13 protein-coding genes are annotated in these 16613 nt (G+C 42.7%); 7 read left to right on the plus strand and 6 right to left on the minus strand.

The annotated features are described in order from the left end of the window. Positions 1–20: 20 nt before the first annotated feature. The 4 genes from accC to J3L16_RS03820 form a co-directional block, all read right to left on the minus strand. Entirely contained in the window at positions 21–1364 is a 1344-nt protein-coding gene (accC, locus tag J3L16_RS03805) for an acetyl-CoA carboxylase biotin carboxylase subunit (protein WP_207611555.1), read from the minus strand. 11 nt (positions 1365–1375) lie between these two features. Next, complete coding sequence (gene accB / locus J3L16_RS03810) at positions 1376–1834, minus strand: acetyl-CoA carboxylase biotin carboxyl carrier protein (protein WP_207611556.1); 459 nt, start codon at positions 1832–1834, stop codon at positions 1376–1378. An 8-nt stretch (positions 1835–1842) separates the two neighbouring features. Continuing rightward, a complete protein-coding gene (gene aroQ / locus J3L16_RS03815; RefSeq protein WP_207611557.1) occupies positions 1843–2289 on the minus strand; it encodes a type II 3-dehydroquinate dehydratase in 447 nt (148 codons plus the stop codon). Between the two features lie 225 nt (positions 2290–2514). Beyond that, a complete protein-coding gene (locus tag J3L16_RS03820) occupies positions 2515–4317 on the minus strand; it encodes a protein-disulfide reductase DsbD (protein WP_207611558.1) in 1803 nt (600 codons plus the stop codon). A 144-nt stretch (positions 4318–4461) separates the two neighbouring features. Here J3L16_RS03820 and J3L16_RS03825 point away from each other — a divergent pair, with 144 nt between their 5' ends. From J3L16_RS03825 to groL, 3 genes are all read left to right on the plus strand, one after another. Next, positions 4462–4983, plus strand: coding sequence for an FxsA family protein (locus tag J3L16_RS03825; protein WP_207611559.1), 522 nt, complete (start codon positions 4462–4464; stop codon positions 4981–4983). Between the two features lie 163 nt (positions 4984–5146). Beyond that, on the plus strand, positions 5147–5437 hold the full coding sequence (locus tag J3L16_RS03830; protein ID WP_207611560.1) for a co-chaperone GroES: 291 nt from the start codon (positions 5147–5149) through the stop codon (positions 5435–5437). A gap of 33 nt (positions 5438–5470) precedes the next feature. Continuing rightward, a complete protein-coding gene (gene groL, locus J3L16_RS03835; protein ID WP_207611561.1) occupies positions 5471–7117 on the plus strand; it encodes a chaperonin GroEL in 1647 nt (548 codons plus the stop codon). A gap of 112 nt (positions 7118–7229) precedes the next feature. Here the strand turns inward: groL and J3L16_RS03840 are convergent, their stop codons facing one another. Further along, positions 7230–8657 carry a S41 family peptidase gene (locus J3L16_RS03840; protein ID WP_207611562.1) on the minus strand — a complete coding sequence of 476 codons (1428 nt, stop codon included), beginning with the start codon at positions 8655–8657 and terminating at the stop codon, positions 7230–7232. Positions 8658–8902: 245 nt separating this feature from the next. Next, the gene (locus J3L16_RS03845; RefSeq protein ID WP_347564636.1) at positions 8903–9982 is read right to left on the minus strand and encodes a helix-turn-helix domain-containing protein; all 1080 of its coding nucleotides are present in this window, start codon (positions 9980–9982) and stop codon (positions 8903–8905) included. Positions 9983–10022: 40 nt separating this feature from the next. Here J3L16_RS03845 and J3L16_RS03850 point away from each other — a divergent pair, with 40 nt between their 5' ends. The 4 genes from J3L16_RS03850 (at position 10023) to J3L16_RS03865 (ending at position 16477) form a co-directional block, all read left to right on the plus strand. After that, a complete protein-coding gene (locus tag J3L16_RS03850; RefSeq protein WP_207611564.1) occupies positions 10023–10166 on the plus strand; it encodes a hypothetical protein in 144 nt (47 codons plus the stop codon). Positions 10167–10713: 547 nt separating this feature from the next. Further along, entirely contained in the window at positions 10714–11913 is a 1200-nt protein-coding gene (locus J3L16_RS03855) for an efflux RND transporter periplasmic adaptor subunit (protein WP_207611565.1), read from the plus strand. Between the two features lie 14 nt (positions 11914–11927). Further along, complete coding sequence (locus tag J3L16_RS03860; protein WP_207611566.1) at positions 11928–15074, plus strand: efflux RND transporter permease subunit; 3147 nt, start codon at positions 11928–11930, stop codon at positions 15072–15074. After that, positions 15071–16477: an efflux transporter outer membrane subunit gene (locus tag J3L16_RS03865; protein ID WP_207611567.1), complete on the plus strand. Its 1407-nt coding sequence runs from the start codon at positions 15071–15073 to the stop codon at positions 16475–16477. Before J3L16_RS03860 ends, J3L16_RS03865 begins: the two co-directional genes overlap by 4 nt. The last annotated feature ends 136 nt before the right edge of the window (positions 16478–16613 follow it).

Genomic DNA, 16613 nt, shown 5'->3' on the forward strand with positions numbered 1-16613 from the left:
TAGGGTACTGCCCAGATAACTTATTGAAGACCTAGTTTTTTCTCTAGGTAGTGGATGTTAGTTCCACCAGCAAAAAAGTTCTCATCCGCCATAATACGGCGCTGAAGAGACACGTTGGTTTTAATCCCTTCGATAATAAGCTCTTCCAATGCGTGACGCATACGGGCAATGGCTTCGTCTCGAGTTTCGCCATAACAAATCAATTTACCAATCATTGAATCGTAATGTGGCGGTACGGTATATCCCTCGTAAATATGGGATTCCCAACGCACACCTAAACCACCTGGCGCATGGAAAACATTGATTGTTCCAGGACTAGGAATAAAGGTATCAGGATCTTCTGCGTTAATTCGACATTCCACTGAATGGCCGCGAATTTGAACCTGAGATTGCTCAATAGACAAAGGTTGTCCAGCCGCAATACGCAGTTGTTCTTTAATAAGGTCTACGCCCGTTATCATTTCTGACACTGGGTGCTCAACCTGAATACGGGTGTTCATTTCTATGAAATAAAACTCTCCGTTTTCATATAAGAACTCAAAGGTACCTGCTCCGCGATAACCAATCTCTACACAAGCTCGGCGGCAACGATCGCCTATTTTTTCACGCATTTGTTCAGATACACCTGGTGCAGGTGCTTCTTCAACTACTTTTTGATGACGGCGCTGCATTGAACAATCACGCTCACCTAAATGAACAGCATTACCTTGGCCATCAGCAAGAACTTGAATTTCAACGTGACGAGGGTTTTCTAGGAATTTTTCCATGTAAACAACGTCATTGTTGAAGGCTGCACCGGCTTCTGCTTTAGTGGTGTTAATCGACTCTTCAAGCTCTTCTTCAGAACGAACCACACGCATACCACGGCCACCACCGCCACCTGCCGCTTTAACGATAATCGGATAGCCGATCCGCTTTGCGATAGATTTATTGCGCTCAGTATCGTCAGTCAAAGGACCATCAGAGCCAGGAACACAAGGTACACCAGCAGATTTCATTGCATTAATAGCTGACACCTTGTCACCCATTAAGTTAATGGTATCAGCAGTAGGGCCAATAAAAATAAATCCACTGCGCTCGACTGCATCGGCAAATTCGGCATTTTCAGCCAAAAACCCATATCCCGGATGCACAGCAATAGCATTGGTTGCTTCTGCTGCGGCAATAATACGCGGGATATTCAAATAACTATCAGTCGCTGACGCACCACCAATACAGATAGATTCATCGGCAAGTAATACGTGTTTCAAATTGCGATCTGCGGTTGAATGCACTGCCACTGTTTTAATTCCAAGCTCTTTACAAGCTCGCAATATTCGCAGCGCAATTTCGCCTCTATTGGCGATTAAGACTTTGTCTAGCATGACAAGATCACTTATTCGATAATGAAGAGTGGCTGGTCGTATTCCACTACTTCTTGGTTTTCGACTAGGATAGCTTTAACAACACCCGCTTTGTCTGACTCAATTTGGTTCATCATTTTCATCGCTTCAACGATGCATAAGGTGTCACCTACGTTAACAGACTGACCGATTTCAACGAAAGACGGTGTAGTTGGAGAAGACGCTCGATAAAACGTACCTACCATTGGCGACTTCACTGCATGACCTGCAGGCGCACTTGCTTCAGCAGCTGGAGCTGCTGCAACCGGAGCCGCGGCAACTGGCGCTGCTGGAGCGGGTGCTGGCGCTGCTGCGTATTGCATAGGCATAGCCGACATATTTTGCACGTTACGGTTAATACGTACTGATTCTTCACCTTCAGTGATCTCTAGCTCGGCAATACCCGACTCTTCAACCAATTCAATGAGTTTTTTTATTTTTCGTATATCCATGACTTATCTCAAGCTTCTTTTAATTCGTTAAGTTTTACAATAGCGGCTGTAAGCGCAAGCTCATAGCCCAATGGTCCTAATCCCACCAACACACCAGACGCTATATCTGAGAAATAGGAATGATGTCGAAATGCTTCCCGTTGGTGAACATTACTAAGGTGCACTTCAAAAAACGGGATTTTAACTGCAAGAAGTGCATCTCTCAGCGCAATACTGGTGTGAGTGAATGCCGCAGGGTTAAAAATAATTGCATCTATCTTACCCATAGCATTATGAATAGCCTCTATAAGCACATGCTCTGCATTTGACTGACAATGAGATAAAGCAACCCCTTGACTAGACGCCAATGTATTCAACCTATCCACTATAGTATCCAGAGAGACGGCACCGTATTTATCAGGTTCCCTTTGCCCTAATAAATTTAAGTTTGGTCCATTTAGCAATAAAATATTCATAACGTGATGACATGTTCTTCGAAAAACTCACTTAATTGCCATTTCAACAAATGACAACAAAAATAGCGAGATAATTTTCCGAAATTCCACTCTTTTGTTAGTTAACACCCTAATTCAATACAGAGTATAACCAAATCCCGTAAGTTAGCAGCAAAATACTGGTCTAATCTCAGAACTTGGTTGTAATTTTTTACTCATCGAAGAGGTTATGAATCAACTTTATCGTTAAAAAATGCTGTTGATATGCTCTGCAAAAGGTTCAGCCTTCATAAATCCGGTGATCCTTGATTGGTTAACTTCGTTGCCACGTGTGTCGAAAAACAAGATAGTGGGTAAACCAAGTACATCAAAATGCTCTTGGAACTCGTCATTCACAGGCGTTACGTCAGTTAAATCTATTTGCATCCAAACGCTATTAGAAAGTGCGTCAACAACGTCTTGGTTAGGGAAAGTACGGGTTTCGAACTCTTTACACGCCACACACCAGTCTGCATATAAGTCCACCATAACGGTTTTGTTATTTGCGTTGGCAGCGGCTAGTTTTTCTTTAAAATCAGCTAGGCTTGTTACCTTTATAAACTTGGGATGACCATGCTCTAATTCCTCTGAATGACTAGCTTGAGTCCCTAGCAATTGGGTTCTTAGGATTTCATACCCAAAGATCGCACTGGCAATTAAACCTGACAATACAACCAGTGTACGGATATTTTTCCCAGCACTTGCCGCAGATTCATTGTTTTTCACAAAATAATAGCCAAACGCTGCTAACCCCAATGCGCTATAGAGTAATTGAGAATATTCACTGATCCACATTCTTTCAATAAACAGTATGGCAACCGCTATCATCATAAAGCCAAATGTCACTTTAACGATATTCATCCAGCCACCCGCTTTAGGTAATAATTTACCCCCTGTTACACCAAATAGAATAAGCGGAATACCCATACCAATACTCAAGACATACAGGGCGATGAAACCAAGGAACAAATCACCACTTTGTGCGATGTAAAGCAATATCGCAGTAAGAGGTGCAGTGGTGCAAGGAGACGCCACTAAACCAGATAATATGCCCATAACAAATACACCAAACGCATTTCCTTGTTTTTGATTGTTACTTACGTTGCTTAAACGTTCTTGCCACGAACTCGGCAATTGCAATTCATAGGTACCAAACATGGCTAATGCGAGCAAAATGAATATAACGATAAACACGCTGAGCAAAATTGGGTTTTGCAATGCGGCTTGAAACTGTACTCCAGCTGATGCTACTACCAATCCCAACAATGAATAGGTAATCGCCATGCCTTGCACGTAGATAAATGACAACCAAAAAGCACGTCCAGTACTTCCACTATTCCCTTGACCAATCACAATGCTGGATAAGATCGGATACATAGGAAATACACAAGGAGTGAACGCCAGCAAAACACCTAAACCCAAAAAGCCAATCAAGGTCACAACTAGCCCTTCGTTGTTGGCTAACTTTTCTGCTAAACCAAACTGGGAAGCGCCACTGGTGCTTTCAGTATTTACATTTTCATTTGCAGCAGCGCCTTTATTTGCGCCAGCGCCAACTTCACCTAAATAAATTTTATGAATGGTTGGTGGATAACATAAACCAGCAGAAGCGCACCCTTGAAAACGCAGTGCGACAAGGCCATCTTTTTCAGCGGAAATCAGCGGATAGCTGAAGGTAACTTGGTTGTAAAATACATCTGAAATACCAAAGAACTCATCTTCAATTTGCTTGGCTACTGGGAACTCAGGCTCACCTAGCTCAACACCTTTTAACGTTGTTTTAAATTGCTTTTTATATAAATAATAACCGTCAGCAATATCAAAGGTGATAATTAGGCTGTCGCCTTTTTGATTAAAATCGAATTGAAATGCTTCCTCTATAGGTAAGAACTTAGGCTGGTCTGCAAAAGGGTCTTCAAACTCTCCTCCCAATTGCGCATGGCTAGTGGCCGATACAAAACCAAGAAACAACACAAACCAAAATGATGAAAAAACGCGCTTAAATTGCATGATACCTATACTTACTATAACGGTGGCATTCGATAGCCAAATAGACCAAATGTCTCTTGAATTACTTTCAAACGACCTTAAATATATAATCAACATGGGTTGAAATTCAAAAACCTCAAGACTCAGACTCGCTAAGGAGTAACAGTGCCTGTCCTGTTTATATTATTTATAATAGTTCCCATTTTAGAAATTAGCGTGTTAATTCAGGTAGGTGGAATAATAGGCGGGTTCAACACCCTCATTTTAGTGTTCTTGTCTGCGGCACTGGGATCGTATTTCGTAAAACGAGAAGGTGTATCGGCGCTTCAATCTGCACAAGCAAAAATGGCGCAAAATCAACTTCCCGCCAAAGAACTACTTAACGGTGCACTGCTTATACTGGCTGGGGTTATGCTAATCACGCCAGGATTCCTTACAGATATTCTAGGGTTGTCTTTAGTCATTCCGCTAACCCGTAAACTTTATGCAGCCATACTCGTCAAAAAGTTGAGTGCTCATTTTGTACAAGCCAATGGGCAAGCTCAAGGGGGCTTTCATCAGTCTTATCAGCAACAAACACCTCCGTCAGACCACAATGGCGATGTATTTGAAGGTGAGTACTCAGAAAAATCACATCGCAAAAGCATTGAGCTAGATAATTCAAAAGACGAGAATAACGAGAAATAATTGTGATTTTTTTGCAAATAGCCCTTGAGATTATCTTGTTACTCCCCATCTTTCCTCGCAGTACCGAAAATGAGCGAACTCTCTATCGGTGAACATACCGGTGTTTTTTTAAATTAAAGAAGCACTTCGCAATTTGACATTGGAATTTTCAGGAGATTTGAAAATGGCAATTCGTCCTTTACACGACCGCGTCATCATCAAACGTGATGAGCAAGAAAGTAAATCAGCTGGCGGCATAGTACTAACTGGTTCAGCTGCAGAAAAGTCAACTCGCGGCGAAGTTATCGCTGTTGGTAATGGCAGAGTTTTAGAGAACGGTGACGTTAAAGCACTTGACGTAAAAGTGGGCGACACGGTTATTTTTAGCGACGGTTACGGCGTTAAAACAGAAAAATTAGATGGCGAAGAAGTGCTTATTTTAAGCGAAAACGACATCTTAGCGATTGTCGAATAAGACACTCCTAAAACGAATTTAGAGGAAAGTAACATGGCAGCTAAAGAAGTACGTTTTGGTGATGACGCTCGTGCAAAAATGCTAAACGGCGTTAACATTCTAGCAAATGCAGTAAAAGTAACCTTAGGTCCTAAAGGTCGTAACGTTGTTTTAGACAAATCATTTGGCTCTCCTACCATCACTAAAGACGGTGTATCGGTAGCGAAAGAAATCGAACTTGAAGACAAGTTCGAAAATATGGGCGCGCAAATGGTAAAAGAAGTTGCGTCAAAAGCAAATGACGAAGCCGGTGACGGTACAACTACTGCAACTGTTCTTGCTCAAGCAATTGTAACTGAAGGTCTTAAATCTGTTGCGGCAGGTATGAACCCGATGGATCTTAAGCGCGGTATCGACAAAGCAGTTATCGCTGCTGTTGAAGAGCTAAAAGCGCTATCTACCGAGTGTAAAGATAATAAATCTATCGCTCAAGTAGGGACTATTTCTGCTAACTCTGACACAGAAGTAGGCGACATCATTGCGGAAGCAATGGATAAAGTAGGTCAAGAAGGTGTAATTACTGTTGAAGAAGGTCAAGCCCTTCAAAACGAATTAGACGTTGTTGAAGGTATGCAGTTTGACCGCGGTTACCTTTCTCCATACTTCATCAACAATCAAGAAAACGGCACTGTTGAACTAGACAGCCCGTATATTCTTCTTGTAGATAAGAAAGTGTCTAACATTCGCGAATTGCTTCCTACACTAGAAGCCGTTGCAAAATCGTCTAAGCCTCTTCTTATTATTGCTGAAGATGTTGAAGGCGAAGCGCTTGCAACACTAGTTGTAAACAACATGCGCGGTATCGTTAAAGTTGCTGCTGTTAAAGCGCCTGGTTTTGGTGATCGTCGTAAAGCTATGCTTCAAGACATCGCAATCCTAACCGGCGGTACAGTTATCTCTGAAGAAATCGGCCTAGACCTTGAAAAGGTTGAGCTTGAAGACTTAGGTACTGCGAAGCGTATTGTTATCAACAAAGACAACACAACAGTTGTAGATGGCGCAGGTGACGAAGAAGCAATTCAAGGTCGCTGCACACAAATTCGCGGTCAAGTTGAAGATTCAACGTCAGACTACGACAAAGAAAAACTTCAAGAGCGTCTTGCTAAACTAGCAGGCGGTGTTGCGGTAATCAAAGTTGGCGCAGCAACTGAAGTTGAAATGAAAGAGAAAAAAGCCCGTGTTGAAGATGCACTTCACGCAACACGCGCTGCCGTTGAAGAAGGTGTTGTACCTGGTGGTGGTGTTGCACTTGTTCGCGCTGCTGCGAAAATTGCAGGCCTTACTGGCGACAACGAAGACCAAACTCACGGTGTTGCACTTGCGCTTCGCGCAATGGAAGCGCCACTTCGTCAAATCTCTTCAAATGCCGGTGCAGAAGCATCTGTAGTAACAAATGAAGTGAAAGGCGGCGAAGGTAACTTCGGTTACAACGCAGGTAACGATACTTACGGTGATATGCTTGAGATGGGTATCCTAGACCCAACTAAAGTAACTCGTAGCGCGCTTCAGTTTGCTTCATCAATCGCTAGCTTAATGATTACTACTGAAGCTATGGTTGCTGAATTACCAGCAGACGACGCACCAGCTGCACCAGACATGGGTGGCATGGGCGGAATGGGTGGTATGGGCGGCATGATGTAATAGATTTTTAATCTATGATTTAAGCTCTAACCATTTCAGGAAAGCCCGAATATTGCTATTCGGGCTTTTTTATTACCTGCTTATCAATGTGAAATGACTTTCATATTGTTAATTACCGTTTGGTTACGATTATTTTTGCTAATTTAGCTATCGCTATGGCAGGGTCCGAGGGCACATCTTCAATAAAGAGGTCGGGCTTAATCGATTGATGACATAAATCTTTTCCTGATGGCCGTGTAAAAATTAAGGTTGGCAAGACCAATTCTAGTTTAGAGCCTGAAAAATTTGATATATCAATCCTTCCCGTTGTGCAAGACCTTACTCCACCAGATTGACCGGCTATCACAGCTTGCCCTGAATCTTGTAATGCAGTTAAAAATAAGATTGTTGATGAGTAACTTAAAGGGCCCATAAGTAAATAAGCCTTACCCGGTATTCGTAAGTTTTCATGACCATTAACAGGCACTAATTGCTCATAGGGCGCTTCAACTATAGAGCCTAAATCACCTTTGAATGGACCCAAACGAAGGTTTCGTTCTGTCATTCGAATCTTAAATTTGGATAAAAATAAGAAGGGTTCGCTAGCCACATAAGGTGCAATGCCTTGCTGCCAGTAATGATCGGTGCCACCGGGGTTTTTTCGCACGTCAATAATGACATCTTGCACATTAGCATCGTGAAATGCTTGCCATGAGTCTTTCATAAATTGAAAAAAGGCTGTTTCGTGTTCCGGCGCGTAATAAAATCTGTCAATGCGCAAGTAACCAATTTTATCATCCAGTATTTTACGTTGAACAATATCATCTAAATCAATGGTTTGGTCAGCACTGATTTTTTTGCTTCCAACAATAGAATAAAAACTTTTCTTACTATTATTGGTCACACCAATTTGATAATCCCCCTTATCTCCATAAAGCATCCAATACATCTGGGGAAACCTGTCTGAAGCTAGTGCTCTGCGAAAAGTGTCTGTATCACCATGCATTCTGCTCAAGATGGCTTGTACAACTTCAGATGCGGCAACACCATTAATAGAAAATATTTCATCGCCTACTGTTATCCCGCTTTCAACATTTGTGGTATCGATGACTAAGAGACGATGTGACTCATCTATCGCCACTTTAACAGGGAATATCCGTCCACCATTGTCAATATGAGCATTCATATGCTTTTTAGCATTGGGATAAGCGATCATCATATGACCATCTTGAAAATAGGGGTTGAGCTGAGATAAGTATTTCCATGACTCTAACTGTGTCATGGGAGCCAAAATTCCTATTGAGAGTTTGTCAATTTGCGACTTAACTTCGGCTAAATCCATAGTGAAACTTGGGTCTGGGTGGATCGTATCAAGTCGAATTTTGAGGTCGAGCAAATCCTTTTTTAAATTTTCAACCGCAATTAAATCACCTTCAGGCGGATATTTATCATGCGTTTGTGTAATACCTTTTTTATTAACAATCTCAGTCGATTTAGACGCTTGTATGTTAGAGCAGACACTCAAAGTAATAATACTGAAGACAAGCAGTATATTTTTCATTTTCTGTTCCTTTTTTAATAACTATATTCGCTACATCAGAGTTTAAACCTTAAGTTGTCGCCCTTTTTCGTAAGCGTTATTTATAAGTAAAATAGCATCTGCTATCTCTGACGATAACTAAACCTATCTAGTTTTCGTCAGAGAAAATTTCATGATATTAAACCTGTTGTCATTGGAACCAAAATTGATTTGCCATACGACTAGATTGACCGAACCGGACGTCCAACTCGGTCAACCCATACTTTTTAGCCTTTATTTTTCAGTTGCTTGCGATACTGAGTAGGGGTTATGCCTTTAAATTGTTTAAAAACAGCATTAAAAGTACTTTTAGAGGAGAATCCAGCATCCATCGCTAAATCTAAAATTTTGCAATCGTGTTCGACTGCAATTCGTTCACATATAAAATTGACTCTGTATTCATTTACAAACTGATAGAAGTTTTTCTTTGCTTGTTGATTGAGTACTTCAGATAAGTGATGACTACTTAAGTCAGTAAGTTTTGCTAAAGAATCCAGTGTAAGTTTATTGTCTAAGTAGGGCTTTTTATCATTCATATACCCAATAATATTACTAAGTAATATTATCCGGGTCTCGTGGTCAAATAATTCCGATTTGGTTTTCAGTCTCTCGTTATTCGAAGCTGCAGATAATTCTTTAATTTTGAACAATTTTGGCTCACGCCATTGATACAATGAAATGCTATAAATCAACGAAATAAATAAGACATCACTTACTATGACCAACACATAGTTGCCCTCTAACATACTCCCCAGTAAATCTAAGAACCAAATTACGCCATACATACTCAGCAATACCCACAACCAAGTAAATATTTCAGGGTTAAAATTTGAAAGATTATCATCGGCTTGCTGTTTAAATTTCATAATTAAATGAATACTGAAACCTAAATAAACAAATGCTTGAAAGCCCATTAATAACTGAGTTATTAAAATCGCTCCGCTTTGATGACCAATATTGACCAGATCAATTTTATCTGACGGTGGCAATAGCAAAAAATCTATATTAATAATAAGGCAGAGTAAAAAAGGTATGCTATGTAATAAATCATAAAGATGAAAAGGTTTGTCAATGATGGCCGAACGACAATACAAATATAAAAAAGCACCAAAACTCGCAGGGATAAAATACCCCCAACCGACAAGGCTAGCAAAAATGGTGTCGCCTGAATGAACAATAACTAATGGACTACAAAAATAAAATGCCATAAAAAGGCACCATATTCCTAAAATACGACCCGCATTAGTTACTCTTCGATCCAAGATAAGCATAAAAGCTAATAATATCCCTTGAAAAGTACCTATCACATGCAGGTATTGAAATGGTATTGATATTAAAAACACCTTAATGTACCAATCTAATTCTAAAGGGCCTCACTATATTCACTTAACTCATTATGAGCAAATAGCTAAGAAAATTAACCCAATAAAACAGGTGGATGCGCCCGTATATGGGCGACATGGTGTAAGGGATATTCCATTCATCGCCTAGAACATTTCAGTTCTAAGAAGCCCCCGTTGGGCTGACGTTTATTTAACTTGAGAGACCTAAGTTACGGCCATTATCGGTAAACTAAAACAAGGCCGACGTATTGTTTTTGTTAATAAAATAGTTTTTCCTAGTATGTGTCACCTTTATCAGATTATTGAGGTGAGTCTCCTAAACCCAACTAAAGTAACTCGTAGCGCGCTTCAGTTTGCTTCATCAATCGCTAGTTTAATGATTACTACTGAAAGCTATGGTTGCTGAATTACCAGCAGACGACTTGCCTGCGATGTCGGACATGATTTATGTCAACGGCAAAATGTAAGCTTTCCATCAATCCAAGAAAAGCAAAAAATAATTTTGAACAATTCTCCACTAGCCTAGTCAAAAAATCCAACCAAAGTCGAGCGCAACTCCGTGTTTAGTGACAATTTTCTGTCAATTCGGATAATCGCAAATTACAATACAACAATGATATTTATTCATTATATTAGATGTAATTCATTTAGCGGCTACACTTACTATGGCACCGTAAACGCACAGAGAAAGCACAATGCGAAAAATGTCCGAAATGTTCTCAGTAACTCCCAACTTTAGCGCAAAAATACTCAAGCCTTTGCTATTGGTCACAACCGTAGTAGCACTAGCGGCCTGCAGTAAACCTGGAGGTCCGCCGCCTCGAAATTCAGGTCCTGCTGAAGTGCTTGCCTATACAGTAGAAAAGCAAAAAGTCCCCCTTTCAAGTGAGTTAACTGGCCGTGTTGTCGCGGCGGTTACTGCTGAAATTCGCCCTCAGACCAGCGGTATTGTGCTTAATCGCTTATTTACTGAAGGTAGTGAAGTTGAAGCAGGTCAATTGCTTTATGAAATCGATTCTTCATCGGCACAAACTACGGTCAGCGATGCAGAAGCAACACTTGCTAGTGCAAATGTTGCCTTAGCCAGTGCCAAAGCTAAGGCGGTGCGTTACAGAGAATTAGTGGATATAGAAGCCGTCAGCCAAGAAAGCGCCGAAGAAGCCGATGTTGCATATAAACAAGCTATATCTACCGTTGATTCAGCCAAAGCTAACTTAGAATCAGCCAAGCTTTCTTTGTCTTATTCTAATGTGACTTCTCCGATTAAAGGTCAAATTGGGCGTTCTACTGTAAGTAAAGGCGCCTTGGTGACTGCCAACCAAACAGATCCACTTGCCACAGTACAACAACTGGACTCTGTTTACCTTGACGCAACACAATCAGCGTCAAAGTTTTTAAAAATTCGCGAACAGTTTAGAACTGGGGAAGTGCAACTTGATAATGCGAGCCCAGTAGTACGACTCATTAAAAATGACGGAAGCTTATATGAACTTGCAGGAACTTTAGGTTTGGAAGACGCCGTTGTGGATGAAACAACAGGTACAGTGACTGTACGTTCTTTGTTTCCAAACCCAAACAGAGAATTAATTCCAGGAATGTACGGAAAAATAAGAATTGAAGGCGCTATTTTACAAGACGCATTGGTGGTGCCCCAAGTTGCCATTAGCCGAGACGTAAAAGGTAACGCCTTAGCCTATGTGATTGGCGACGACAATGTTATAGAAGAGCGCATGTTGACCACAGGCGCTACTGTAGGCGACCAGTGGATAGTTGAAAGTGGCTTAAAAGCAGGCGAGCGTATCGTTGTTGAAGGCTTACAAAAAATTCAAGCTGGCTCAGTGGTGAATGTCGCAAACGACGACAAGTCGGTATCCACACAAGCACCTTCTAACTGAGTTAGGTTAATATCATGTCTCAATTTTTTATTGATCGCCCCATCTTCGCATGGGTACTTGCTATCGGTTCAATGCTTGCCGGACTTTTGGCTATGGGCTCAATGGCGGTATCTCGCTACCCAACTATCTCACCACCCACTGTTTCTGTGGAAGCAACCTATACAGGTGCTTCGGCAAGTGCGGTTGAAGAATCAGTTACCCAAGTCATTGAAGAAAACCTCACTGGCCTCGATGGACTTCGCTATATCTCTTCTTCGTCCAATTCGTCAGGTTCGTCTAGCGTACAATTGACCTTTGAAATAGGTACCGACCCAGATACAGCTCAAGTACAAGTTCAAAACAAAGTACAGCAAATCACCTCGACCTTGCCCACGTCAGTGCAAACACAGGGTGTAACCGTGACTAAGTCCGGTGACGAAATACTCATGGTGATAGGCCTAGTATCCAGTGATGAAAGTGTCACCTCAGCCGACTTGGGTGACTACATAGCGTCAAATATAAAAACCCCGCTCAGCCGTGTTGCAGGAGTAGGTAGTGTGGGGGTTTTGGGTTCACAATATGCCATGCGAATATGGCTCGACCCATTAAAGCTCACCAAATATAAGCTTACGCCTTCCGATGTCACCACGGCGATATCTTCACAAAATACACAAGTGTCAGCAGGTCAGCTCGGTGCCTTACCCAATGTGGCAGGACAACAGCTCAATGCCACCATCACGGCCCAAAGTCGTCTACAAACGGTAGAGCAATTTCGTAATATTATTCTGGTAACCAGTACAAGCTCGGGTACGGTGCGTTTGTCTGATGTAGCCGACGTAGAATTAGGCAGCGCCAGCTACGATGTAAAAAGCACGTATTTAGGCCAGCCAGCCGCGGGTATCCGAATCATGCTATCCACGGGGGCCAATGCCACCAAAACAGCAGAAGCCGTTAACGCCGAAATTGAAAAATTGTCAGCGTCACTGCCAGCTAGTATGAGAATGGTAACAACCTACGACACCACGCCTTTTATTGAAGCATCCATTGAAAGCGTGATAGAAACCATGATCGAAGCCGTAATACTGGTATTTCTAGTCATGTTCTTGTTCTTACAAAACTGGCGAGCCACGTTGATCCCAACTCTTGCTGTTCCCGTTGTGTTACTTGGCACTTTCGCCGTGCTCTCGGCTTTTGGCTACAGTATTAATACACTCACTATGTTCGGTATGGTATTAGCAATTGGCTTGCTGGTAGACGATGCCATAGTCGTGGTAGAAAACGTTGAACGGGTAATGGCTGAAGAAAAGCTATCGCCACTAGAAGCCACCCGCAAATCCATGCAACAAATCTCTGGGGCACTTATTGGCGTTGGCCTAGTGCTATCTGCTGTTTTTCTTCCCATGGCGTTCTTCAGTGGTACGACTGGTGTTATATACCGTCAGTTTTCTATTACTATTGTGTCTGCAATGGTGCTTTCAGTATTGGTGGCGTTAATATTCACCCCTGCGCTTTGTGCAACAATTCTTAAAGCGGTACCTGAGCACGGCCATTCACCCAATAAATTATTCGATGGTTTTAATCGCTTAGTGGATCGGGTCACAGCAAAATACGAATCTGGTGTTGCTCTGATGCTAAAACGCTCGGCTCGATTCGTATTGCTTTACCTTTTATTGGGCGCCGTATTAGTCTTTCTGTTTATGCGCCTTCCCACGTCTTTTGTACCTGATGAAGACCAAGGCGTATTAATGGTCAGCTTGCAATTGCCAGCAGGTGCGACTCAAGAACGTACAGATAAAGTGATTAAACAAGTGGAAGAACACTTTATCAACACCGAAACCGATGCTATGGCCTCTACATTTTTAGTGGCAGGCTTTGGCTTAAGTGGTAGTGGCCAAAATGTTGGGCTTGGATTTATACGCTTAAAAGATTGGTCTGAGCGAGAAGATATGTCACAAAGTGCGGCCGCAGTTCAAGGTCGAGCAATGGGCGGACTTGGGCAAGTCAGAGACGCACAAATTTTTGCTTTAGCGCCTCCGTCTATTCCCGGTCTTGGCTCTACAGGTGGCTTTTCAATGGAACTACTGGATCCAAGTGGGCAAGGCAACGAAAAACTCACTGCTGCGGCCAATGCGTTGGTCATAGCGGCCAATCAAGATCCTAGCTTGCAAGGGGTTCGTATCAGTATTTCTGCCGACACAGCACAATACGTTTTAGACATAGATAACGAAAAAGCCGGTGCACTAAGCGTTTCAGTAAGCGACATTAATAGCGTATTAACCACAGCTTGGGGTGGCAGTTATGTCAACGACTTTATTGACAGAGGCAGCGTGAAAAAAGTGTATGTGCAAGCCCGCGCTGATGCTCGAATGGTGCCGGAAGATTTAAACAAATGGAGCGTGCGTAATAGCGATGGCGATATGGTGCCCTTCTCTGCATTCACTACCAGCAGATGGACAACAGGCTCGCCCACCCTTTCACGCTTTGATGGTGACTCATCCATTCAAATACAGGGTAATGCCGCCACGGGCGTCAGTTCAGGTGTTGCCATGGAAGCCATGGAAAAACTAGTCGCTGAAACCGCTGAGGGCTTCACCGTAGCGTGGAGTGGCTTATCGTATGAAGAAAGAGAAGCAGGCTCCAACGCCACTTCCTTATATATCTTTTCCTTACTCGTCGTATTCCTATGCTTAGCCGCATTATACGAGAGTTGGTCTATTCCCTTGTCGGTATTGTTAGTCTTGCCTATTGGTGTTTTAGGTACCGTCATCGCCACACAACTACGTGGGTTAGAAAACGATGTTTACTTTCAGGTCGGCTTGCTCACAATCTTAGGATTAACAGCAAAAAATGCGATCCTCATTGTTGAATTTGCAAAGGCAGCCGTTGACGAAGGGCAAGAGGTTGTCGCAGCCACATTACACGCATGTCGTCAGCGCTTGCGTCCTATCGTTATGACCTCAATGGCCTTTGGCTTGGGGGTTTTACCATTAGTGATAAGTTCTGGCGCAGGCTCAGGTAGTCAACACGCAGTGGGCACAGGTGTTATCGGTGGTGTTGTTTCAGGCACGGTACTGGGTATTTTCATGATCCCGCTCTTTTATGTGTTGGTGTATAAGCTATTCAATAGAACACCAACAGGTGCAACAACAAATAACACGAATCAGCAACAGGAGGGGCTATGAAGCACTCTCGTATTACCACACTATTAAGTGTATCTATTGGCCTTGCTTTAACAGGCTGTGTCAATCTCGCCCCCGAATACAGTCAACCCTCCGCGCCTATTGCTGATAAGTGGCCTGCAGAGCAAGCTAATGAAGGCCAAGAGGCTAAAATAGACGAGCTTGAATGGAGAGAGTTTTACGGCGATGAGCGTTTACGTCAACTTATCGAGCTGGCGCTCAATAACAACCGTTCGTTACGACAAACTGTTTTTGCTGTGGAATCAGCCCGTGCTCAATTTAAAATAACTCGAGCAAATAGAGTCCCTTCACTCGACGGTACAGGTAGTAGTACAGCGCAACGTTCCAATGGTGAAACTAGCCGTTCGTATAATGCATCGATAGGCATTAGTGCGTTTGAACTAGATTTTTTTGGGCGTTTAAGAAACTTGCGTGAACAAGCGCTAGAAACCTACCTTTCCAATGAAGAATCACTGCGATCTATACGCATTACATTAGTCGCAGAAGTTGCCTCTGCTTACTATACCCTTGCGGCAGATCAACAGCGTCTAAGACTTGCTGAAAGCACCTTTGAGAGTCAGCAAAAATCGTTAGATTTAACATTAAGAACCTTTGAAATCGGTACCACCTCTGGTTTAGATGTTGCCACGGCGTCAACCAGTGTAGATACTGCCCGAGCAGACATTGCAACGTATCAAATTCAAGTCGCTCAGGATCTCAACGCATTAACGCTACTTGTCGGCTTACCTATCGACCCAGCATTAGTCGCAGACGCAGGCATAGGTATAACCGAACCACTTGCACCATTAATTTCAGCGATTGGCCCTATCAATGAAGCTCCTTCTGAACTTCTCCAGCGACGCCCTGATGTACTCGCGGCAGAACGTACCTTACGAGCTGCAAATGCCAATATAGGCGCTGCTCGTGCGGCACGCTTTCCCAGTATTACACTCACCACCAGTGCTGGTAGCTCTAGTAGCCAGCTATCTGATTTGTTTGGCGGTGGTACAGGCATATGGAGCTTTATCCCTTCAGTGTCCATTCCCATTTTTAATGATGGCGCCCTAAAAGCCGACGTACGACTTGCTGAGGCCGAGCGCAATGAAGCATTGGCGTCGTACGAATACACTATACAAACGGCTTTTCAAGAAGTGTCAGATGCGCTGAATGAACAAGAAAATATTCAAGAATTGGTAACTGCTCGCCAGTCGCTGGTTCAGGCAAATGAGAAAGTCTACCGGCTCACTGATGCTAGCTTTCGCAAAGGTCTGGAAAGTTCATTGTCCGTACTAACCGCACAACGAGAATACAACTCTGCGCAACTGGATATGATCACTACCCGATTGCAAGAAGCCAATAACTTGGTCACTCTTTACCGAGTATTAGGAGGAGGATGGCAGCTGTGAAGGTGCCATCGTTTACTGTTTGAATTAGGTTAACTAGGGCCTGTTGATCTTTGCTGTACAATTTTGCAGCGGTTTGTGCCCTATTTATGCAATGCAGAACGACTGTAGTGTAGTTACTCTACATAAAGGAGTGATA

The organism is Alteromonas sp. 5E99-2, assembly GCF_017368475.1.
In the GTDB taxonomy this organism is placed as follows: Bacteria; Pseudomonadota; Gammaproteobacteria; order Enterobacterales; family Alteromonadaceae; genus Alteromonas_F.

What these genes read in the sequence shown, in the direction of transcription:
- J3L16_RS03840 (WP_207611562.1), bottom strand. Translation starts at nt 8,657, where the DNA reads ATGAAAAATATACTGCTTGTCTTCAGTATTATTACTTTGAGTGTCTGC.
- accB (WP_207611556.1), bottom strand. Translation starts at nt 1,834, where the DNA reads ATGGATATACGAAAAATAAAAAAACTCATTGAATTGGTTGAAGAGTCG.
- accC (WP_207611555.1), bottom strand. Translation starts at nt 1,364, where the DNA reads ATGCTAGACAAAGTCTTAATCGCCAATAGAGGCGAAATTGCGCTGCGA.
- aroQ (WP_207611557.1), bottom strand. Translation starts at nt 2,289, where the DNA reads ATGAATATTTTATTGCTAAATGGACCAAACTTAAATTTATTAGGGCAA.
- J3L16_RS03860 (WP_207611566.1), top strand. Translation starts at nt 11,928, where the DNA reads ATGTCTCAATTTTTTATTGATCGCCCCATCTTCGCATGGGTACTTGCT.
- groL (WP_207611561.1), top strand. Translation starts at nt 5,471, where the DNA reads ATGGCAGCTAAAGAAGTACGTTTTGGTGATGACGCTCGTGCAAAAATG.
- J3L16_RS03830 (WP_207611560.1), top strand. Translation starts at nt 5,147, where the DNA reads ATGGCAATTCGTCCTTTACACGACCGCGTCATCATCAAACGTGATGAG.
- J3L16_RS03855 (WP_207611565.1), top strand. Translation starts at nt 10,714, where the DNA reads ATGCGAAAAATGTCCGAAATGTTCTCAGTAACTCCCAACTTTAGCGCA.
- J3L16_RS03865 (WP_207611567.1), top strand. Translation starts at nt 15,071, where the DNA reads ATGAAGCACTCTCGTATTACCACACTATTAAGTGTATCTATTGGCCTT.
- J3L16_RS03820 (WP_207611558.1), bottom strand. Translation starts at nt 4,317, where the DNA reads ATGCAATTTAAGCGCGTTTTTTCATCATTTTGGTTTGTGTTGTTTCTT.
- J3L16_RS03850 (WP_207611564.1), top strand. Translation starts at nt 10,023, where the DNA reads ATGTACCAATCTAATTCTAAAGGGCCTCACTATATTCACTTAACTCAT.